Source organism: Mucilaginibacter polytrichastri, assembly GCF_001911425.1.
Taxonomy (GTDB): Bacteria; Bacteroidota; Bacteroidia; order Sphingobacteriales; family Sphingobacteriaceae; genus Mucilaginibacter; species Mucilaginibacter polytrichastri.
In genome coordinates this window covers 5,124,539-5,146,901 of the sequence record NZ_MPPL01000001.1, presented here as the reverse complement: position 1 = coordinate 5,146,901, position 22,363 = coordinate 5,124,539, and the positions used below count along the sequence as shown (strand labels likewise).

At 42.3% G+C, this 22,363-nt stretch carries 20 protein-coding genes; 11 read left to right on the top strand and 9 right to left on the bottom strand.

What is annotated here, in order from left to right:
• The first annotated feature begins 352 nt into the window (after positions 1-352).
• Complete coding sequence (locus RG47T_RS22215) at positions 353-1,123, top strand: DUF6515 family protein (protein ID WP_074491874.1); 771 nt, start codon at positions 353-355, stop codon at positions 1,121-1,123.
• Between the two features lie 154 nt (positions 1,124-1,277).
• A complete protein-coding gene (locus RG47T_RS22210; RefSeq protein WP_074491872.1) occupies positions 1,278-1,955 on the top strand; it encodes a YiaD family glycine zipper/OmpA-like lipoprotein in 678 nt (225 codons plus the stop codon).
• Between the two features lie 44 nt (positions 1,956-1,999).
• On the opposite strand, the gene RG47T_RS22205 is transcribed toward RG47T_RS22210, so the two are convergent.
• Positions 2,000-2,581, bottom strand: coding sequence for a hypothetical protein (locus RG47T_RS22205; RefSeq protein WP_139235692.1), 582 nt, complete (start codon positions 2,579-2,581; stop codon positions 2,000-2,002).
• 346 nt (positions 2,582-2,927) lie between these two features.
• Here RG47T_RS22205 and RG47T_RS22200 point away from each other — a divergent pair, with 346 nt between their 5' ends.
• The 4 genes from RG47T_RS22200 to RG47T_RS22185 all read left to right on the top strand — a co-directional run bounded on the left by RG47T_RS22200 (position 2,928) and on the right by RG47T_RS22185 (position 6,170).
• On the top strand, positions 2,928-3,317 hold the full coding sequence (locus RG47T_RS22200) for an HYC_CC_PP family protein (RefSeq protein ID WP_074491868.1): 390 nt from the start codon (positions 2,928-2,930) through the stop codon (positions 3,315-3,317).
• Positions 3,318-3,407: 90 nt separating this feature from the next.
• A complete protein-coding gene (locus tag RG47T_RS22195; protein ID WP_074491865.1) occupies positions 3,408-3,923 on the top strand; it encodes a heavy-metal-associated domain-containing protein in 516 nt (171 codons plus the stop codon).
• 28 nt (positions 3,924-3,951) lie between these two features.
• Positions 3,952-4,752: a hypothetical protein gene (locus RG47T_RS22190; protein ID WP_074491863.1), complete on the top strand. Its 801-nt coding sequence runs from the start codon at positions 3,952-3,954 to the stop codon at positions 4,750-4,752.
• 11 nt (positions 4,753-4,763) lie between these two features.
• On the top strand, positions 4,764-6,170 hold the full coding sequence (locus RG47T_RS22185) for a hypothetical protein (protein WP_074491861.1): 1,407 nt from the start codon (positions 4,764-4,766) through the stop codon (positions 6,168-6,170).
• Between the two features lie 76 nt (positions 6,171-6,246).
• On the opposite strand, the gene RG47T_RS22180 is transcribed toward RG47T_RS22185, so the two are convergent.
• Entirely contained in the window at positions 6,247-6,765 is a 519-nt protein-coding gene (locus RG47T_RS22180; protein ID WP_216351092.1) for a YfiT family bacillithiol transferase, read from the bottom strand.
• Between the two features lie 143 nt (positions 6,766-6,908).
• On the opposite strand from RG47T_RS22180, the gene RG47T_RS22175 reads away from it, so the two are divergent.
• Positions 6,909-8,726, top strand: coding sequence for an FAD-dependent oxidoreductase (locus tag RG47T_RS22175; RefSeq protein ID WP_074491859.1), 1,818 nt, complete (start codon positions 6,909-6,911; stop codon positions 8,724-8,726).
• Here the strand turns inward: RG47T_RS22175 and RG47T_RS22170 are convergent.
• From RG47T_RS22170 to porX, 7 genes are all read right to left on the bottom strand, one after another.
• Complete coding sequence (locus tag RG47T_RS22170; protein WP_074491857.1) at positions 8,719-9,693, bottom strand: YihY/virulence factor BrkB family protein; 975 nt, start codon at positions 9,691-9,693, stop codon at positions 8,719-8,721. The genes RG47T_RS22175 and RG47T_RS22170 overlap by 8 nt on opposite strands.
• Positions 9,694-10,056: 363 nt before the next feature.
• Positions 10,057-13,818: a transglutaminase domain-containing protein gene (locus RG47T_RS22165; protein WP_074491855.1), complete on the bottom strand. Its 3,762-nt coding sequence runs from the start codon at positions 13,816-13,818 to the stop codon at positions 10,057-10,059.
• 13 nt (positions 13,819-13,831) lie between these two features.
• Positions 13,832-15,061: an alanine dehydrogenase gene (locus RG47T_RS22160; protein ID WP_074491853.1), complete on the bottom strand. Its 1,230-nt coding sequence runs from the start codon at positions 15,059-15,061 to the stop codon at positions 13,832-13,834.
• Between the two features lie 35 nt (positions 15,062-15,096).
• Complete coding sequence (gene tsaE, locus RG47T_RS22155; RefSeq protein ID WP_074491851.1) at positions 15,097-15,528, bottom strand: tRNA (adenosine(37)-N6)-threonylcarbamoyltransferase complex ATPase subunit type 1 TsaE; 432 nt, start codon at positions 15,526-15,528, stop codon at positions 15,097-15,099.
• Entirely contained in the window at positions 15,509-15,889 is a 381-nt protein-coding gene (locus tag RG47T_RS22150; RefSeq protein ID WP_074491849.1) for a type II toxin-antitoxin system VapC family toxin, read from the bottom strand. The genes tsaE and RG47T_RS22150 overlap by 20 nt, the downstream gene beginning before the upstream one ends.
• Entirely contained in the window at positions 15,876-16,040 is a 165-nt protein-coding gene (locus tag RG47T_RS26205; protein ID WP_171972580.1) for a hypothetical protein, read from the bottom strand. Before RG47T_RS26205 ends, RG47T_RS22150 begins: the two co-directional genes overlap by 14 nt.
• An 18-nt stretch (positions 16,041-16,058) precedes the next feature.
• The gene (porX, locus tag RG47T_RS22145) at positions 16,059-17,612 is read right to left on the bottom strand and encodes a T9SS response regulator signal transducer PorX (protein WP_074491847.1); all 1,554 of its coding nucleotides are present in this window, start codon (positions 17,610-17,612) and stop codon (positions 16,059-16,061) included.
• Positions 17,613-17,754: 142 nt separating this feature from the next.
• Here porX and RG47T_RS22140 point away from each other — a divergent pair, with 142 nt between their 5' ends.
• From RG47T_RS22140 to lpxA, 4 genes are all read left to right on the top strand, one after another.
• The gene (locus tag RG47T_RS22140) at positions 17,755-18,981 is read left to right on the top strand and encodes an HD domain-containing protein (protein WP_074491845.1); all 1,227 of its coding nucleotides are present in this window, start codon (positions 17,755-17,757) and stop codon (positions 18,979-18,981) included.
• A gap of 61 nt (positions 18,982-19,042) precedes the next feature.
• On the top strand, positions 19,043-20,086 hold the full coding sequence (lpxD, locus tag RG47T_RS22135) for a UDP-3-O-(3-hydroxymyristoyl)glucosamine N-acyltransferase (RefSeq protein WP_074491843.1): 1,044 nt from the start codon (positions 19,043-19,045) through the stop codon (positions 20,084-20,086).
• A gap of 32 nt (positions 20,087-20,118) precedes the next feature.
• Positions 20,119-21,519, top strand: coding sequence for a bifunctional UDP-3-O-[3-hydroxymyristoyl] N-acetylglucosamine deacetylase/3-hydroxyacyl-ACP dehydratase (locus tag RG47T_RS22130; RefSeq protein WP_074491841.1), 1,401 nt, complete (start codon positions 20,119-20,121; stop codon positions 21,517-21,519).
• Positions 21,516-22,298: an acyl-ACP--UDP-N-acetylglucosamine O-acyltransferase gene (lpxA, locus tag RG47T_RS22125; protein WP_074491839.1), complete on the top strand. Its 783-nt coding sequence runs from the start codon at positions 21,516-21,518 to the stop codon at positions 22,296-22,298. The genes RG47T_RS22130 and lpxA overlap by 4 nt, the downstream gene beginning before the upstream one ends.
• Positions 22,299-22,363 lie beyond the last annotated feature (65 nt).

The following is a 22,363-nucleotide window of genomic DNA, read 5'->3' as shown; positions in this document are numbered from 1 at the left end:
AATATACCGAGGCTACTTCGCCATCCCATTTCTTCATTTCTCCGCCGCTAAGGTATTCGCGCTGGTGAAGCTCTTCGATCCGGAACTCTTCCGGGATCTGGCTTTCTGCCACAAACAGCGACCTGATGTGATCTTCAAAACTCATATTTAATTGTTGTTTGGTTGATGTAGTGTAACAATTTAACTAGAACAGCTTTATCACTCACGGGAACCCGATCTTTGAAAGAAAATTGCACAACTATTTTTCATCTGCTTTTAAACCCTGCAGGTGCCCGTTAGTCTAAATAACAGTTTTAATTTTAAGACGATATAATTTTTTTGTAAAAAAGAGCGTTAACAATTCATTCATACCATGAGAACCATCTTAAAACCCCTATTGAGCCTATTTTTTGCAGGCGTATTAATTTTTTCAATTACAGCCAATGCCGATGCCCAAAGAGGCGGCCGCGGCGGTGGCGGCCATTTTGGCGGGGGCGGAGGCCACTTTGGTGGCGGAGGCTACCGTGGTGGTGGCTCTCATTTTGGTTTTGGCTTAGGTGTGGGCATTGGCCTGGGCGGTTTCGGTGGCTATTACAGTTCTTTTGGCTACCCGCGTTATGGCATTATAGGCGCACTACCTTACGGTTACTATCCGTTTTTCTGGGGTCCAAATCAATATTACTATTCAGGCGGTTTATTTTACCAACCATATACTAACGGCGGTTACCAGGTTGTAACCCCTCCTGTTGGTGCCGAAGTACCTTCATTACCAAAAGGTTCTAACCCTATTAGTATAGATGGCGTGCAGTATTATGAGTTTAACGGTGTTTACTATAAAGATGCCATTACGCCCGATCATAAAAAAGTATACCTTGTAGCCGGTAAGGATGGAGTATTAAATACCAACCCAGAAGGTATAAACCCCGACAGTACAGCGGTTGACAACAGCGTACCGCCAATGCCTCAAGTTGGCGATATGACAGATCAGCTACCTGAAAACTCACGCAAGATCACCCTTAACAAAAAGAAATACTGGGTAACACCAGATAATATTTACCTGGAAGAAGTGAAAACCGACGACGGTACAAGCTACCGCGTAGTAAGCACACCAGACAACGGAAAAGACGAGCAGGATGACAAATAATCAGCTTGTTTAAAATTACAATAAAAAAAGGACCTTGATAATCAGGGTCCTTTTTTTATTGGCAGGGTTCCCAAAACCATTTGGCACTTGAATTGTAATAAAAACATTACAAAGAATAATACTCAACATTACGCTTTATTCCCAAAAACAAACAATGAAAACATTAAACATTAAAACCACGTTTTTAGGCCTGCTTATCGCTTTGGCTTGTATGATAAACGCAGGTTGCGACTCGCTTACAAAAACGCAAAAAGGTGCCGGTATTGGTGCTGTAGGTGGTGGCACCATTGGTGCGTTAATTGGCCGCGCTACAGGGCACACAGCACTAGGTGCAATTATTGGTGGCGCAGTAGGTGGTACCGCAGGTGCATTTATTGGCCGCAAAATGGACCGCCAGGCCGCAGAAATTAAACAAAATGTACCAGGTGCAACTGTAGAGCGCGAAGGTGAAGGTATTGTAGTGAAATTTGACGCCGGCATTTTATTTGATGTTGATAAAACAGCATTGAAGCCGGTAGCCAAAACAAACCTGCAAAACCTGGCAGCATCGCTTATTAAAAACCCGGAAACTAACATCCTGATTATTGGCCATACCGATAGCACAGGTACAGTTGCACATAACATGGATCTGTCTGTAAGACGTGCCGAATCGGTAAAATCACAAATTGTAGCCGGTGGCGTTGACGGATCACGTTTAACCACTCAAGGCAAAGGCCCTACAGAACCGGTTGGCGATAACAAAACAGCAGATGGCCGCGCATTAAACCGCCGTGTAGAGGTAGTTATTGTAGCAAACGAGCAAATGAAAACTGAAGCTAAACAAGCTCAGTAGTCTTAAGATATTTTTAAGCCCTACTAAAATTTAGTGGGGCTTTTTTATTGAGTAACAGAAACGTTTTCGATCCCTATGGAATCAATTGCATCTTTAAACCGCATTCTTTTTAAACTTACAGCTTGATTGATAAACGGCGATAAAGAAAGATATTCATTTTTAGCATCCAATCTAAAATAAACTTGATGTGTTTGATTTTCATTATCCGTAAATAGAACGCTATTGTTAACTCCTTGTGAAAGTATACCATTTACACTATTGTATAATCGTACTAATGATTCTCCATGAAATTTATTAAAATGGAACTCCACATTACTTATCTCATTTAGATTATATAATTCATTTTTTATTTTGATGTAATCTTTACTAAATTCAACTTCCCCATTTATTTTACCTTTTAATGGTTCATATGTCCAAAACGAAGAAATTATAAAATAAATAGACAGTATGACTACACTAACTAAATAAAGATTTTTTAAGGTAGTTAATGCACTGTCAGCTGGCATACCATCCAATACCCAAAACATGATCAATAATGAGCCATATAAAAGAACTATTATCCAATCCGGTGTCCATCGGAATCTTTTATTATCAGGTTCAAAAATTGTAAATGTTAATTTATCCAAAGAGATTTAGATCTGGCATTAATGAAAATTGCTGTAATTTACTTGATAAACCGACATTAAACAAGCTCAGTAATCTTAAAATCATTTTAATATAAAGCTCGTTCAGATTGGACGGGCTTTTTTGGGGGGCTTAAATTCCTTAATTGTGCGAAAATAAGAAACTTGCGTGTAGAATTCCCTCCCTCGGGAGGGCTAGGGAGGGTTTTTTGCAAATACTTAGCGTCCGAGCGACCCCTCCCTGCCATTACACAGACAACCGCACCCCTCCCCAAGGAGGGAATCTTACAGCCCAAGCTATAAAGATCACCCTTTTGCTATTACCATATCCATTACCTAACTTTGTGTTATGATAAAAAAGTCAATTGCATTGTGCCTTGCCTTACTGTATACAGTAACGGTTTTGGGCTTTGCCATTAACTTTCATTATTGCCTTAACCAGGTTTCGTCGGTACAGATTAATGAGCCGGTTAAAAAATGCAGCAGCCTACGCGTGGTAAAAGCCATGAAATGCTGTAAAGACAAAAAAGTTGAGGTAAAAGTTAAAGACGGACACGAAAGTTCTTCGTTATCATTTTTAGCCAAAACTTATGGTTTTGTTTTGCCGCGTATCGCTTACCTGGGCTTTTCGCAAATACCTGTACAGGCACCAGCTGCTAAAGCATTTAACCGCGGCCCACCCGATGGGTTAAGCAGCCAACCCTCCATCTATCTCGCCAACCGCAATTTCAGGATCTGAGTAATTAATTTTTTGCCCGGCAATCTGGCTATGCTATCGCATAGGCCAGTTATTCAACGCATTTAATTATTTATTCAAAAATTACAGATCATGAAATTTCTTAAAATATTTGTAGCCATTTTGGTTACTACCATCAGCATAGCAAAAGCACAATTTACCAAAGCAGAATTGCAAGTAAGCGGGCTCACTTGCTCTATGTGCTCAAATGCTACCGAAAAATCACTGCGCAAGCTCAATTTTATCAGCGATATTAAAACCGACCTTAACCGCAATCTTTTTATCATCACCTTTAAAAAAGATGCCCCGGTAAATTTAGATCAGATTAGCCAAAAGGTACAAAGCGCAGGCTTCTCGGTTAACAGCCTGAAGGCCACCTTCGATTTTAACAACGTTAAAGTAAGTAACAACTACCACTTTAACTACAACGGCAGCATGTACCATTTTTTAAACGTGGGCGATAAAACACTGGATGGCCCGGTTGCCGTAACCTTGCTGGATAAAAGCTTCGTCCCTTCATCTACCTATAAAAAATATGCCGCTATGCCTATTGCCTGTTACAAAACCGGCACTATGGATGGCAGCCGCGTTTACCATGTAACTATTTAAGTTTCATTTATCAGCTTTTACTGATTTTATGAAACACTTATTTGTGTTGCTGCTGATATGGATATCAGCAGCAACTGCCTTTGCGCAGGAGTTGTATGTAAATACAGAACCTGCCAGCAATATGGCAACCAACTCGCTGGGTATCCGCGTGGAAAACCAGGGCTACTTTAAGCCCGATTTCCGCAACCGCAGCACAGTGGAGCTGATGTATGGTGCCAGCAAAAACCTGATGGTACATGGTTCGCTTTATGAGTCGAACTTTAACACCAATAATAGCCATTTTGAAGGCGGAAGCGTATATGCTAAATATCGTTTCTTGTCTGTCGATAGTGTACAGCGGCATTTTCGCGGAGCTTTTTTCGCCAAATTGGCGGCTATTAATAACCCGGTTATTAATCAGGAGATTTCCCTCGAGGGCGATAACAGCGGCGTACAGGGCGGCGTGGTGTTTACCCAGTTACTACACAAGCTTGCCCTTTCGGGTTCGGCAAGTTATATCCGTGGATTTAATAATACGGGCAACCAGGTGCCTGATGGTTATGCACGTAATGCAGCAGCCTGGTCGCTTTCGGCGGGCTATTTATTGTTCCCGAAAAATTACACCAACTACAAGCAAACCAATGTGAACTTGTATTTCGAATTACTGGGTAAAGCCAACCCGGGTTACGGGCAAGGTTATGCGGATGCCGCACCGGCTGTTCAATTCATCTTCAATAGTGTGTTACGTTTAGATTTCTCTTACCGCACACCGCTCTGGAACGACATGACCCGCAACAGCAAAAACATGTACCTGATAAGGCTGGAATATAATTTGTTCAACATCTTTTAATCGCCATCAACATGAAAGCACTATTAATAAGCTTCGCGATGCTGTTGGCCCTAACTGTATCGGCCCAGCATCAACATCATCAAACCGACTCTACATCTACCAGGAAAATGAGCGACACCACCATGCACATGGACGGCATGGATATGGGCACAATGCAGATGGATAACATGCCCGGTATGACCAGCCAGTTTTCGCGCAGCATACCCATGAACCGCGATGGCTCGGGAACATCGTGGGTACCAGACGAAACCCCGATTAATGCTTATATGATTGCCGGTAAAAAATGGATGACCATGATACATGGCAACATCTTTTTGCGCTACAATAACCAGGATCTGTTTAACAAAGGCAACCGCGGGGCCTACAAATTTGACGCCCCGAACTGGATTATGGGCATGACCCAGCGTAAGATTGGCCAGCACGGCTTGCTTGCCTTCAATACCATGTTTTCGCTCGATGCTTTACTGGTGGGCAATGGAGGCTACCCGCTGCTATACCAAACCGGCGAATCTTACAAAGGCTATAAACTGGTAGATAAGCAACACCCGCATGATCTGTTTTCGGAATTAAATGTGGCCTATACCCAGCAACTATCTACACTTACCGACCTCTATTTTTCGTTCGGCTATCCCGGCGAACCAGCATTGGGTCCTCCTGTGTTTATGCACAGACTGTCGGCGGCCAACAACCCCGATGCACCGCTGAGCCACCATTATGCTGATGCAACACACATCTCTTTTGGTGTGGCCACATTGGGTTTCAGGGTAAGTGATTTTAAGATAGAAGGCTCCACCTTTAAAGGCCGCGAACCCGATGAGTTTCGTTACGGTTTCGACCCGATGAAGTTTGATTCGTACTCGGTAAGGCTATCCTATAGCCCATCCAAAGAGTGGTCTTTGCAGGTTTCTAATGGCTGGATCCATAGCCCCGAAGAGATAGAGCCGGCTCAAAATGTAAAGCGGTTTACCGCGTCGGCCATGCATACCAAAAAATTAAATGCAGATAGCTATCTGGCAACCACCGTTGTTTATGGGCAAAACCATTATAGCGATAACGGTAAAACGCTACCATCGGTTTTGCTGGAAAGCAACCTGCAAATGCATAAAACTGCTATTTATGGCAAATATGAGTTTGTGCGAAAGGATGCCGATGAACTGGACCTGGAGAGCCATACTACGGGTTATAATCCAAACTACAACATTAATGCCTTTACGCTGGGCATTAATCGCACGCTCGGTAAAATTATTAAAAACACAGATTTGCGTGCCGGCTTGCAGGGCACGGTAAACATTTCGCCATCGGCCCTTCAATCGCTGTATGGCACAGCACCAATAGGGCTGGAAGTTTACCTGCGCATCAGCCCATCATTTATGAAAATGAAAAAGCACGATCATGATATGATGGACATGGATATGTAAGCGCTTACGAACCGAAAAAAGGAAGGCGCAGTTCGGGATAATAAACTGCGCCTTCCTTTTTTAAAATGAACTATTATTAAAACTGCGTGTTCTGTATATGTGCTAAATGATGGCGGCCGTGCCATGAGTATATACCCAGGTTACGTTTTAAAGATATTTCTATCTGGGCTTCGGGGTGATAAAATGTTCGGTTCCATTCAGCTTCAGAAAATGATTCGAGCAATGCAACCAGATGTTGGTGAATGCCCTCCAGCATTTTCAATGATGATTCAACCGGCAAAGCATAGTCGGGCTGGGTAGCCCATTTGTCTTCATGGTATGTTTTAATGGTGGGGTTTTCTTCTGTTAAAGCCCACTTAAACCTTATTAGCGAGTTCATGTGGCTATCTGCCATATGGTGTACTACCTGCTTAATTGTCCACCCGCCGGGGCGGTAAGGCGTATTAAGTTGCAGATCGGTTAACCCAATCACTGCATTACGCACTTGCATAGGGAGGGCTTTAATATCAGCTATCCATGCGGTTATATCTTCTTGCGTATAAGCGGCAGGGGGCGTAAACTTTCCGATGGGGTATCTCAGGCTGTCGTCAATCATTGGATTTTTGTTAATTGTAGGAGGCTGTTTTAACAGTTAAAAACAGGTTTCATAATAATTTATAATATACTTGCGTCAATTAAATTTGCCTCTGTAAAGTATTGCGCCAAATTAAGGTTTTGTACGAGCTATTGTAAACAGAAATGATAAAAAAGATCCTGTTTTTCCTTTGCCTCTATTGCATTAACACGGTTTATGCCGAAACTATAAAAACAGATGTACTGGTAATTGGTGGCAGTGCAAGCGGTACAGCAGCAGCTATACAGTGTGCCCGCAGCAAAATTAAAACCATATTAGTTGAACCCGGCCCCTGGCTGGGTGGCAGCATGACTGCCGGCGGCATATGCATACTGGATGCTAATAAAAATATTCCATCGGGGATTTATGGTGAGTTCCGTAAAAAGGTGACAGAGTTTTACAAAAAGACACCGGGTTACGATACCACTTACAATGCCACACTCAGGTTCGAGCCATACACAGGCGCAGCCACCCTCAAAAAAATGGCCGACACGGTTAAAAACCTAACCGTAAAACTCAACACTCCGTGGACTAACGTTAAAAAAGATGATACCGGCTGGGATGTAACCATTATGCAAAATGGTAAATCCACAACAATTAAAGCACATGTTTTAATAGATGCTACCGAGTTTGCCGACGTGGCAGCCAAAGCAGGCGCAACCCTGACAAGCGGCACAGAAGGACGACAAGATACCGGGGAAAAATTAGCACCAGAAGCAGCATCGGCCAATATCCGTGATTTAACCTGGGCCATTATTTTGAAAGACTATAGCAGCACAGCCGATAAAACCATCCCACAACCCGAAAACTATAATGCCAACCTATATACCTGCCTGAAAAACAAAGACATTAAAAAGCTATTGACCGAAGGAAAGCTTCCTAATGACGAATACCTCATTAATTGGGCCGAGTGCGGAAACCGGTACGCGGCAACTACAGAACAATTAGCACCCAATAAACGACAGGATTTTTTTAAAGCATTACGGCTGCAAACCCTGGGGCTTATCTATTACCTGCAAACCGAGCTTGGCTACAAAAACCTGGGCTTTGATGAAAATTTTAACACACCCGGTCATTTACCTTACATGCCCTACATACGCGAGTACCGCCATATTAAAGGCGATGTGCGCATGGTAATGGATGATATTTATACGCCTTATAACCGGGCCTCAAAACTATACCGTACTTCGATAGGGGTAGGTGATGCCATGCCCGATCAGAATATGATATCACCTGTAGATTACCCGCCATTTCCGGCTTATAGTATTCCATTAGGAGCGGTGGTGGTTAAAGATCTGGATAACCTAATTGTTACCGAAAATGCGATATCGGTTACACATTTGGTGGGTGCGAGTACCTGTAACCCGGCTGTACAAATGACACTGGGCCAGGGAGCCGGTACCGTTGCTGCATTTTGTGCCTTCTTTAAAACCACAACGCAGCATCTAAATGTGCGGGCAATACAAGGAGAAATTTTGGACTTTAAAGGCTATTTGTTACCGCTAAGTGATATTCCCTTAGCCGACCCCGACTTTAGAGCGATACAACAGGTAAGCGCAACAGGCTTGTTGCAAACAAAAATGCAGGCATCAACTGGCAATACGCTAAAGGTTGTTTTCGCGCCCGATTCACTGGTGCGCACGGCAGAGGTTAAACCTGTAATCAATGAAATTTATACCCGCGGCTTTTTATGGTTTAATAAAACAAAGCCGGGAGCATATATTACAGTAGGCAACCTGCTATCTTTTATCAGCGAAATTACCCTTGCAGAGCCCAAACCCTTGCAAACAGACTTGCAGAAGCAATGGAAAAGCAAGTACAAATTTAAAGACAACTTCGATCTTAACCGCCCGGTTACCCGCCGGGAGTTTGCCGTACTAGCCAATAAATTTTTAAACCCCTTTGCGCGCCAGGTCGACCTAAGTGGCAAACTGATTAATTAGTTTCCTTTAACTTACCCTCTATATCGGGGTTTTGAGGTGGCAGCACTTTAACATTCTGCTCTACCTCTGTTTGTTTTACATGTACAGCATACTCGGCCGGCTCTATATGGCTGCCGTTAGCTTCGGCATATACCTGCGTAAACTCAGCACCTATGTACAGAATGGCTGCTGTGTAATAGATCCATAATAAAATAATAATGATAGAACCTGCAGCACCATAGGTAGAACTATTGGCCGAGTACTGGATATATAACCCGATGATATATTTACCAATCATAAACAGCACCGCAGTAAAGAAAGCGCCCGAGCGGACATCCTTCCAACTGATCTTAACATCGGGCAAAACCTTAAATATAATTCCAAACAGCATAGATATTACTACAAAAGCAATGGCTACGTTAATACCATTAATAACCCATACGGTTATCCCCGGTAAAAAATGCTGAATTTTATTGCTTAATGCCAGTATCAACAAGTTTAAGGCCATGGAAACCAACAACAAAAAACCAAGGCTTACAATAAGTGAGAAAGATAAAAAACGATTTTGGAGCAGCTTTACCCAGCCTTTTTTAGGTTTGGCTTTAACGCGCCAAATAATATTTAGCGAATCTTGAATTTCTACAAATATGCTGCTGGCACCAAGCATCAGGGTTATAATACCAATTACTACCGCAATACCTGTTTTGCCAGACAGTTCCAGGTTTTTAAGCATATCCTGAATTTGAGCAGCCGCCGGGCCACCTACATACCCCTTAATTTGTGGATATAAGCTATTAGTAATTGCATCGTGCCCCAAAAATAAACCGGCTAATGATATAATTAATATCAGTAATGGTGCTATAGAAAAAACTGTATAATAGGCTAACGATGCACTCAGTTTTAAGCCATTATCGTTAGAAAAACTCATGAACGTGGTTTTCAGTAAACACCACCACTTGCTTAGATTCTGTTTGTTAAATATCTTCATACACTTGTATTAAATTGCCGTTTCAGCATATTTTTCCTTAAACAACAATTTTATTATTTATGATTAAAGCATTATTACCCTATAAAAGTTTAGTTAAACTTTTATTAATCACTTGGGTGCTATGCAATTTTGGTGCCTTTGCGCAAAAAACAACAGTATTTATTGTAAGGCATGCCGAGAAAGGCACCTCAGATACCCGTAATCGCGACCCAAACTTTCGGCAATGTTGTAATTAATGCTGATGGAAAAGTTGCGGTATATATAAGCCGCTACAGGCAATCGCATCATACCACGCAACTGCCTTAATTGTGGAAATAAAACATCCGGGAATGTGGGGGTTGCACCTTATCCCGGATGCCTGCTTTAGCGCATAGCTAACTCTTTATTATCGGCCTCTACCATCTTTTTAAAGAAGGTATTAAACTGGGCTACTTTATCAACCGGCACAAAATCCTTTTTTAATTTAAAGGTGCGGGTAAGTATCAGTTTATTGCCCAGTTGTTTCGGCACAATACTGTACTCAATAATGTCGCTACTAAGGATAACGGGGGTAATTGATTCTACCATTTTTTTGCCGGGAGGCAAGTTAATAGTGATACTTTCCACATCATTATCCAGGAAAAACATTTGCGACAAATCGATACCCGAAGTACGCGGCATGGATACCTGCAAATCATTCGCAGAGATCTTGCTAGACCATGGCAAATTAAAAATAGACATGCCACCGATAGCTTTGGTTACATTACTCAGCTGGTAGCTCAGGTTTACATAAACCGTATCGGTAGGATTCAGCCTCTCGATATTTTTGTACACCAAATTAGTTATTTCTACATCGGGATAGGTACTCGAAATCGCTTCCTTCAATCGTTTAATCCTGTCTTTTTGCGAAAGCTCGCCATATGACTCACGCAAACCACCAGCCATCGAACCGGTTTCAACCGTTTTTTCGGTAATAACCATATTCTTAGCATTAAGCAAAATGCTGGTATTACGTTTTACATTGTTTTGCTTACGGGTAGCCGGGTGCAGGTAACTAATCGCATCTACAGGCACACTCTCGTCATTAATATCCAGCAGGGTTGAGTTTAACGAACTACTATATAAACAACGGAATGGCAGATACTGAGAGGTTAACTCAATATAATAATCCTGGTTATCCAGGTTTACCTTAGCCATACAATGGTTAAAATCGATAGATGGAAGCGGCATTGTTAACAAGCCATTATCGCGGGTTTTAACCAGCACCAGGTGCGCTTTAATCCCGGCTTCTTTACACATAGCCACAAACAGGGTAGCTACATCCTTACAATCACCAATGCGGGTATTAATAACCGTTGACGGGTTTTGAGGAATGAGCCCACTTTGGCGGAACGAAACCGAGCTGTAGCTGATATTACTGGTAATGTAATTATAGATCTTCTCTACCTTTTGCATTTGGGTAAGGTTTGGCTTGCTGGTAAACAGATCGCTGATCACCTGCTTAACCTCATAGTTGGTGCGGGCCTTTGCCGTGGCCATATCATTATACCAGTCCGAAACGAATTTCCAGTTGGGGATAGAGGTCAAATAAAGCACGTTGGCTATATCATCTATCGGTGGCATTTTATCTTCGTACTGCAGGCTGGCTTGTTTACTGTTTTGCCATACATACAGATCAAACTCATCGGCCGATGTTTTTACCGGCGTAATAGCCTTTAGCGAGAAGGTTGAAGTAAACTTCTGATTCTTACTAATCAGCAATGAATATTTAGTGGTAACATAAGGCTTACCGTGCGTAAAGTAAAACGAATCCCAAAAGTAACCGGCTAAGCGTCCTTTTTCATAGTTCTGTACTTTGTAACGCATGTTTACAACATCGCCCACTTCTAAATTGGTAAATACCAGGGTGCCCTCATTTCGCTCGGCGGGTACTTTACTACCGTTAACTTTAATAACTTCGGCAGCTTCAACAACCAGGTTCTGCCAGCTATCGGTATCAATATTATATTGTTTCCAGCTTTCGATGCCTTTCTGTGTTAAGATCTTTACTGTTAAAAACTTACGGGTTTCAGAGCCGCCTTGTTCATAAACCACCTTCTGCTCTTCTTCATTTAATATTACCGAGTTATCATCAGGATAGTCTGCGGCTTTAGGTGCTGCCTTTATTATGGCATCAATATCTGGCTCGGTAAAGTACGAGAACACATCCTTTTTGCTTTGCAGCTTACGCAATGCTTTTATCGTTTCATAATCATTCGGGTTCAATTGCAAATCCTTTTGGTAGTAGCTTACAGATTGATCTTTATGATTACTCATCTCATTTATTTTACCTAGCGAGGCATAGTAAGTACTAACGGTGGGTGCAATTTGTATGGTTTTCAGGTAATTTTCTTCTGATTTTGCATACTGCTGCTGATCGTAATAATGGTTGCCGATGTAGGAGTATATCCCGGTTGCATATGGCTTGTTGGCAATCTCATCCTGCAATACCTTGTAGCCCAGGTCTGCATTGCCTGCGGTAAAATATGCCTCAGCCAGTATTTTGGTCATGCCATAATCATCGTTAGTATCTGCATACTTTTTAAGCACAGCTATAGCAGCAGGTACATTTTTATGCAGTTCTTTTTCAATGGCATATTTTAACTGTACCAGGTCGCGGTTATCCGGAAACTTCAGGTAGGCCTCTTCGCCCAGCCGCACTACCTCGTCCTGGTTTTTATTTGAACCGGCAAGGCCAATTTTAGCCGAATAAATGAATTCCTGCTGATCGGGATAATTAGCTTCTAGTTCTTTAATTACTCCGGTAGCTTTATCAAATTCCTTTTGGGTAAATAACTCGGTGTATTTGTACATTAACGCTTGTTCGGCATGCGGGTCGGCGTTTTTGATGGCTTCTTTAGTAGTTTCGGTACCGGTACGGTTATCCTCACGGGCAAATATTTGCAGCAGCATTGTATTCAGGAAAGTATTATCCGGATACTTTTTCTTCAGATCATCAACCAATCGGCGTGCTTCAAAAGTGCGATCGTTACGCAGGTAGGCTTCGGCCAATAATATTTTCGACAAATCGTCATCCGGGTCTTGCTTAATTTTATCGGCAAAAAAGGTAATCCCAACCGGCTGAACGGCTGCTAAATTATATGCGCCTGCTTTGGTATAGGGTTGTGGTTGTGCGGTATAAGCAAGGTTATGCAATACATAGCCTTTATCATCTGTTAGCCTCACCATAAAGTTGAGGTTATTACAATAGCTTTCGCCAAGTTGTACTAAAATGCGGTTGTAACCCTTGTTTAATTTAACATGCTGGATATAGGTATCCAGGTCATTATTCCGCTCATCAGCTTCTGATAATACCAGGGCATCATTTACCCAAACTTTTACCGAACCGGATACTCCGATACGTAATTGCACGGTTTGATCTTCATCTGCCTTTACAAAGTTTTGTGCAAATACGATGGTATTATGTGCGTTGTTATAAAATTCAAAATCAAGCCAGTGGTCGTGGCGTGGGGCTGTAACTTCGCGCCAGCCTATTTTGGTGCCCTGTTTAGAGGTAAATATTGCGCTGGCTTCTGGGTGTGCCAATATATCATCATATTTTTTATCGAAGCCACTGGTTGATATATTTTCGAACTCTCCGGTGATCTGCCAGTTATCAATCGGCCCCATGTTTTTATATTCGGCATCGGCTTTATCATACATTTTGCCGCTTTCGTAATGCTTGCCTATCATTTGGCTTGCCATGGCCGGCAGCATACCGTCATACTGGTGGCCTGCAGCTATTTCTTTAAAGAACTGTAATTGCTGCGGTGTTTTTTTGCCAGACCCGTCATTGACAGATGCGGTTGTCCACAAGGCATAAATGTATGGTTGCGCATTTTTAGTTTGGGCGCAAAACTTAGTAAAATAATCAAATGATTCTGATGCCGGTTTATCTAACTGGGCCAAAAGGCTCAAGCCCAATAATGCTTCGCCGACAGATTGATTCTGCTTAGCCGCCTCGGTAAACAATGTGCGAGATTCTGCACGGTTATTGGCATAAAATGCTTTCCACGCTTTTTGAAGATCTGTTTGGGCAAATAAATTATTGCAGGCAAGCACCAGCAGTAAGCACAAAAGTGACTTTATGGGGTAAGGTTTAATCATGATATGAAGCAGGTTATCGGTGCGATACGATCAACAGATCCAGGTCTTTACTTGGAATGTTAAAACGGTCGCCTATGTGTTTATTAGTGAGGTGCCCCTGGTAAATATATACTGCATTACGTACGCCGGCTTTTTGCCAGATCACGTTTTTTAGCCCGCCATGTTCGCCAATATCAAGCAATATGGGGGTAAAAATATTGGTTAGCGCATAAGTAGCGGTACGCGCTACGCGCGATGCAATATTGGGTACGCAATAATGAATTACATCGTACTTACGAAAAACCGGGTTGGTATGGTTAGTAACTTCAGAGGTTTCAAAATTGCCCCCCTGGTCTATACTTACATCAATCACCACAGAGTTTGGCTTCATGCGGCTTACTGTACTTTCTGATATAATGCATGGGCTGCGGCCGTCTTCGGCACGCATGGCGCCAATAGCTACATCGCAAGTGGTAATGGCCTTCTCCAGCACAATAGGCTGCACTACAGATGTAAATACACGGGTGCCGATATTATTTTGTAACCGGCGAAGCTTGTAAATAGAGGGGTCGAAAACTTTCACTTCTGCACCTAATGATATGGCCGTGCGCGCAGCATATTCGCCTACGGTACCGGCACCTAAAATCACGATTTCGGTAGGCGGAACACCTGTTATACCACCAAGCATTAAACCCTTGCCATCAAATACATTGCTCAGGTATTCGGCCGCGATAAGGATGGATGTTGCGCCCACAATTTCGCTCATGGCGCGGATCACCGTTAGCGAACCGCCTTCGTCCTGCAAATGCTCGAACGACAGGGCCGTGATCTTTTTATTAATCATTGCCTGCAGGCAATCGCCTTTAAGGGTTGATAATTGCAGGGTAGAAATAAGGATTTGTCCGGGCTTCATCAGCTCAACTTCCTTGAGGGTTGGCGGGGCAATTTTGATGATAATATCGGCTGCCTCGTAAACTTGTTTGCTATCGTACACAATTTGTGCACCCTGCTCGCTATAATCTTTGTCAGAAAAGTTGGCGGCCTGCCCGGCATTGCTTTCCATTATAATATCGTGGCCGTTGTTTACCAACAACGCAACCGATAATGGCGTTAAAGCAATGCGGTTTTCCTGAAAGGAAATCTCTTTTGGTATGCCTATGTAAAGTTTGTCTTTCCTGCTTTTTACTTCAAGCATTGACTCCTGGGGCTGCATCATTGCCTGTTTGGCAACATCAGAAAACCCACTATATAACCCTGAACTCATGCGCTGTAATCCTCTGGACGATGAAGATAGTAAAATTAAACATGTTCGGCAATAATTTCGCGGGCAGAGGTGCTCACTGTCTTAATATTAACCCGCAGATAATGATCTGGTAACAGGTCGGCTATTTTCTCGGGCCATTCGATAAAGCAGTAAGCGTCCGAATAAAAATATTCTTCATAACCCATATCAAATGCCTCGCTTTGGCTTTTAAGGCGATAAAAATCAAAATGGTAAACAGTTGCATTAGCTCCGCGATACTCATTCACAATAGAGAACGTGGGGCTGGTTACAGATTCTGTAACGCCCAAACCCTCGCACAGCGATTTGATGAACGTGGTTTTGCCTGCGCCCATATCGCCGTAGAATAAGAAGATGCGCTGGTCTTTGGCATGGTCAATAATTTGTTGAGCAGCCGAAGCAAGTTCTGTTAAAGAGTTAACGTTTAAGTTAAGTGGTAAATGGCTCATAAAGCATTAAGTCCAGGTCTTCAATTCTTTTAAATGCTTTATCAGCACTAAGTAATGGTAGCTTCAATGCCAAAGCAGAAGCTGCAATAATAGTATCAGGAACTTTTAATTTACTATATTTCCTTATTTTTATCGAGTGTTCTTTAATTGATTTATCGATATTAATAATATTTACATCGTTAATAAATTCATCTAATGCCTTATTTGCAGCTTCATTATTACTATGGTATGCATAAAGCTCTATCTCTGTTATGATAGAAATGTAAACATAGCGGTTATTCAGTAAGTCCGCTACGTTGGTATCTCCATTTAAGAGATAGATGCAAATATTTGTATCTACAAACAGCTTACCTCCACTCATCGCGAAGTTGTTGTTGGATTTTTAAAGGATCTTCATCTACTTTTAAAACCCCACAAAATTTATATGCGTTAAATTTTTTATCCGGCTGATTATTGTCGATAGCCTTTTTAGCTTTGCTAATATCTTTGCTGCTTTTAATCTCTACTACCATACTCAAATATACTAAATATTACTTACTGCCATAAGTAACCACCGGGATGATCATTTCTTCTAAAGAGATCCCGCCGTGTTGGAAAGATTCATTATAAAAATTCACAAACTGGTTGTAGTTATTCGGGTAAACAAAGTAACTATCGCTTTTGGCAAACACAAAACTCGAGCTTACGTGCAGTTTAGGCAGCATCGCATCGTGCGGGTTGCGCACATGGAAAACATCCTTGGCGTTAAAATTCAGGTTCTTTCCTTGTTTGTAGCGCAGGTTGGTGTTGGTATTACGGTCCCCGATGATCTTGCTCGGGTTTTTTACACGAATGGTACCATGGTCTGTCGTGATAATCACTTTCACCTGTTTGGTTGATAAAAATTTCAACAGTTCAAACAAGGGCGAGTGCTCAAACCATGACAGTGTTAACGAACGGTAGGCAGCATCGTCACTAGCCAGCTCGCGGATCATCTGCATATCGGTACGGGCGTGCGAAAGCATATCAACAAAGTTATATACCACCACATTCAGGTCGTTATTCATCAGGTTATTCACCGATTCATTCAATGACCGTCCTTCGTCGATATTCAGAATTTTGTGATACGAAACCTTGCACTCTTTACGTACCGCACGTTTAACATGGTCGCTCAGGAAATCAGATTCGTGCAGGTTTTTACCGCCTTCGTCTTCATCATTTTGCCACATGTTAGGGAAACGTTTTTCCATATCAAGCGGCATTAAACCGGCAAATATGGCATTCCGTGCGTACTGGGTTGCAGTTGGTAAAATACTGTAATAAGTATCTTCCTCTTCCAGCCTGAAATATTCGCTGATGATCGGGTTGATGATCTTAAACTGGTCGTACCTTAAATTATCTATCAGTATAAAAAACACCGGCTGGCCACCTTCCAGCTTAGGGAAAACTTTTTTCTTAAATAACTGGTGGGATAAGGTAGGCGCCTTGTCCTGATTTTTAATCCAGTCGAGGTAGTTTCTTTCAATAAATTTAGAGAACTGCACATTTGCTTCGGCCTTTTGCAAAGTCAATATTTCGTGCATGCCAGAGTCTTGTAACTTCTCCAGTTCAAGCTCCCAGTAAATTAATTTCTTATAAACATCAACCCACTCCTGGTAGCTCAGATTATCGTTAAGGGTCATGCCCAGCTGGCGGAAGTCCTGCTGATAGGCCATGGTAGTTTTCTCTGTTACCAGCCTTTTATTCTCGGTAAACTTTTTAATGGTTAGTAAAACCTGTTTAGGGTTTACCGGCTTAATCAGATAATCATCTATTTTCGATCCGATGGCGTCTTCCATCATCGGCTCTTCTTCATTTTTGGTAATTAATACTACCGGCACATCATTATTTATCGCTTTAATTTCCGATAATGTTTCGAGGCCGGTTAGCCCGGGCATGTTTTCGTCCAGGAAAACCAGATCAAAATAACTGCCTTTAAACGCATCAACGGCATCGCGGCCGTTAGTTACAGTTGTTACCTTGTAACCTTTTTCGCTTAATAACAGTATATGTGGTTTTAGCAGATCGATTTCGTCATCTGCCCATAAAATTGTGGTTTCCTGCATCTTTATAGTATATTATATCAAGGTATAACTTTTAGTAAACCTATTTGTTGCACGTAATTATAAGTAATTAACAATATTTAACAGATACCTATAGTAAGGTTTACAATAAATTAACACTTTTGCAACACGTAAGTACGCTGCTTTGAATAAAAAGAAAATTATTAACGATCCGGTTTACGGGTTTATAACCATACCCACCGAATTGGTGTTTGACCTGATCGAGCATCCTTACTTTCAGCGGTTAAGATACATTAAACAACTGGGAATGACGCACCTGGTTTATCCGGGCGCGCTGCATACCCGTTTTCACCATGCTTTGGGCGCTATGCACCTCATGAGCATGGCGGTTGAAACCCTCTGCGCCAAAGGCCACGTTATTGCGCCCGACGAGCAGGAAGCCGTTACCATAGCCATTTTACTGCACGATATTGGCCACGGGCCGTTTTCGCACGCACTCGAAAAAACCATTGTGCAGGGTATCTCGCACGAAGATATTTCTGTTTTGTTGATGGACCGGCTAAACCAAACCTTCGGCGGCCAGCTTACCATGGCTATCGAAATATTCAACAATACTTATCCTAAACGCTTTCTGCATCAGCTGGTATCTAGCCAGCTGGATATGGACCGGATGGATTATCTAAACCGCGACAGTTTTTTTACAGGCGTGTCTGAAGGGGTGATCAGCTCAGACAGGATCATAAAAATGCTTAATGTTGCCGATGATTATATTGTGGTTGAAAAAAAGGGGATTTATTCGATAGAAAAATTCCTGATTGCACGCCGGCTGATGTACTGGCAGGTATATCTGCATAAAACCGTAGTATCGGGCGAGCATCTGTTAGGGAAAATATTAAAACGTGCCAGAGAGCTCGCATTGGCAGGTGAAAAACTTTTTTCTACACCGGCATTAAACCATTTCCTTATAAATAGTATCAGTAAGGAAATGTTTATGAACGAAGAGCAACATTTAAAAACTTTTACCTGCCTGGACGATACAGATATTATGGCAGCCGTAAAAGTATGGATGAGCCACAGCGATAAAGTTTTATCAATGCTTTGCACTAATTTTATACACCGGCACCTATACCATGTTGATATTACCAATAACCCTGCCGATGAAGATTTCGTAAAACGATTAACTGCTAATGCGGTTGAAAAATATAGCATAACCGAAACTGAGGCCGCTTATTTTGTATTTACCGATGCCATTAGCAATTATGCTTATAAGCTTGACGAAGGCAATATTTTAATACTGATGAACAACGGAGAAACGCGTGATATTACCAAGGCAAGTGACAACTTAAACCTGGAAGCATTGGCCAAACCTGTTGAAAAATATATATTGTGTTATACCAAAGACCTGATATAAAACGTATTTAGCCTATATTATAATAATTTGTTGCTTCGATATTAACATTTAAATTTGCCCGATGCAATTCACTGCACTTGAAATAGGTTTACTGCTAAATGGCACCATAGATGGCGACCCAAAAGCTATAGTAAATCAGTTAGCTAAAATAGAAGATGCCACCCCTGGCTCCTTATCTTTTTTGGCCAACCCGAGGTATGAGCAATATTTATACAGCACCCATGCCTCTGTTGTTATTATTAACAATGACCTTGTATTAACAGAACCTGTTAACGCCACGTTAATACGGGTTGATAATGCCTACAGCGCTTTTTCTGTTGTGCTCGAAAAGTACAATACCGTTAAGCTTAACAAAACCGGCATAGAGCAACCCTGCTTTATACACGAGTCGGCCCAAATTGGCGAGAATGTATACATTGGCGCTTTTAGCTATATTGGCCCCGGGGTTAAAGTTGGTAATAACACTAAAATTTACCCAAACACTTATTTGGCCGATAATGTATGCGTTGGTAACGACACCACACTTTTTGCCGGTGTAAAAATATATTTCGACTGTATTATTGGTAATAATGTAATTATACACTCTGGCGCAGTTATAGGCGGCGATGGTTTTGGGTTTGCCCCAACTGCAGATGGCACCTATAATAAGGTAAGCCAGATTGGTAACGTTATTATTGAAGATAATGCCGAAATTGGCGCCAATACAACAATAGACAGGGCTACGATGGGATCGACCATTATATCTCATGGCGTAAAACTGGACAACCTGATACAAATTGCGCACAATGTTGAAATTGGGGCAAATACAGTAGTAGCCTCGCAAACCGGTATATCCGGCAGTGCCAAAATAGGCGAAAATGTAATTATTGGCGGCCAGGCTGGTATTGTTGGGCACATTAGCATAGCTAAAGGCTCGCAAATACAGGCACAATCCGGTATAGGCCGCTCTATTACAGAAGAAAGCAAGAAATGGGCCGGTTCGCCTGCCGTTCCTTATGCAAGCAATATGCGCTCGCAAGTAGTTATTAACAGGCTGCCCGAGTTGGAAAAGAAAATAAACGAACTCGAAAAAATAATTGCTGAATTACGCAATATCAGCATATGACTCAAAATTTGATGCAGTCTCCCCTACAAGTTATGAACGTAAAACAAAGAACCATTAAGACAGCGGTTGCCGTATCGGGCACAGGTTTACATACTGGTGAAAGTGTCACAATGACCTTCCATCCAGCGCCCGAAAACCACGGATTTAAATTCAGACGGGTTGATCTGGAAGGCGCGCCAATTATTGACGCCGATGTTGACAATGTAACCGATACCTCACGCGGTACCACAATAACACAAAACGGCGCCAGCGTTAGTACGGTAGAACACGTGCTGGCTGCTTTAGTTGGCTGCGAACTTGATAACGTACTGATTGATGTTAACGGCCCCGAAACGCCTATTATGGATGGCAGCTCAATGCCTTTTGTTGATACCATTACCGAAGCAGGGTTTGAAGAACAGGATGCAGATCGCGAATATTACCACATTCCATACAACATTCATTATTCTGAGCCAGACCGCAAGGTAGATATGGTGGCTATGCCGCTCGATGATTATCGCTTTACTTGTATGGTTGATTATAACTCGCCTGTGCTGGGCAGCCAGCATGCAAGTATCTCAACCATGTCTGAGTTTAAAAAAGAAATTGCATCGTGCCGTACTTTTTGCTTTTTGCATGAACTGGAAATGCTTTTAGCCCATGACCTCATTAAAGGCGGAGATATTAACAATGCCATTGTAGTTGTTGATAAAACTATTGATGCCGAAGAAATGGCAAAACTGGCCAAGCTTTTCAATCGCGAAGATATTGGCGTGGCCCCGCAAGGGATTTTAAACAATATTGAGCTAAGGCACCAGAACGAGCCTGCACGCCACAAGCTGCTGGACATGATTGGCGACCTTGCCCTGGTTGGCGTACCGCTACGCGGCCACATTATGGCTGCCAGGCCGGGCCACGCTGCAAACGTAGCCTTCGCCAAAAAAATAAAGGCGCTGATTAAAAAAGAAAGAAGCCGCAAACATGTAAAGGTTTACAACCCTAACATGAAACCGGTTTATGATACTGTACAGATCATGAATATTTTGCCGCACCGCCCGCCAATGCTGCTGGTAGACAAAATATTAGAGCTAACCAAAACCCACGTTGTTGGTTTAAAAGCAGTAACCATGAACGAGCCTTTCTTTGTAGGCCACTTCCCGGGCGCACCTGTTATGCCGGGGGTATTACAAATTGAGGCCATGGCGCAAACAGGAGGTATATTGGTATTAAACACCGTTCCCGATCCCGAAAACTGGTTAACACTTTTTCTGAAAATTGAGAATGCGCGTTTTAAAGACAAGGTTTTACCAGGAGATACCCTTATTTTCAGATGTGATCTGATATCACCTATACGTCGTGGTATTGCACAAATGAAAGGCATTGGTATGGTAGGAGAAAAAGTTGTAGTAGAAGCCGAATTAATGGCTCAGATCGTAAAATATAAAGAATCATGATTCAGCCGTTAGCATATATACATCCACAGGCTAAAATAGCTGACAATGTGGTAATCGAGCCTTTTGTTACTATCCACAAGGATGTAGAAATAGGCGAAGGCACCTGGATCGGTTCAAACGCCACCATTATGGAAGGCGCACGTATTGGTAAGAACTGCCGTATTTTTCCGGGAGCTGTAATTTCCGGTATCCCACAGGATTTGAAGTTCAAAGGAGAAAATACACTGGTAATTATTGGCGACAATACCACCATCAGGGAATGTGTAACCATTAACCGTGGCACCAAAGACCATTGGCGCACCGAAATTGGCAGCAACTGCCTGCTTATGGCTTATTGCCACGTTGCGCACGATTGCCAGATCGGTGATAACTGCATCTTCTCAAACAATACCACACTGGCCGGCCACATTACCATTGGCGATCACGTAGTGTTAGCGGGCATGGTGGCTATCCACCAGTTTTGTAAAGTTGGCTCACACGCTTTTGTAACCGGCGGTTCGCTGGTGCGTAAAGATGTACCTCCTTATGTAAAGGCTGCACGCGAGCCATTATCTTACGCAGGTATTAACTCAGTTGGTTTACGCCGCCGCGGTTTTAGCGAAGACAAGATCAACGAGATACAGGATATTTACCGCACACTGTTTGTAAAAAACAACAACGTGAGCAAAGCCATGGAAATTATCGAAGCCGATTTCAGGCCAACTGAAGAACGCGACGAGATCCTTAACTTCATTACCAGCTCTCAGCGCGGTATCATGAAGGGTTTTGGAAATAGTTAATTCTTCTTCGTTATAGATCATAGTTGATAGTTCATCGCCATATTTTTAAGACACTCGTTTCAGAA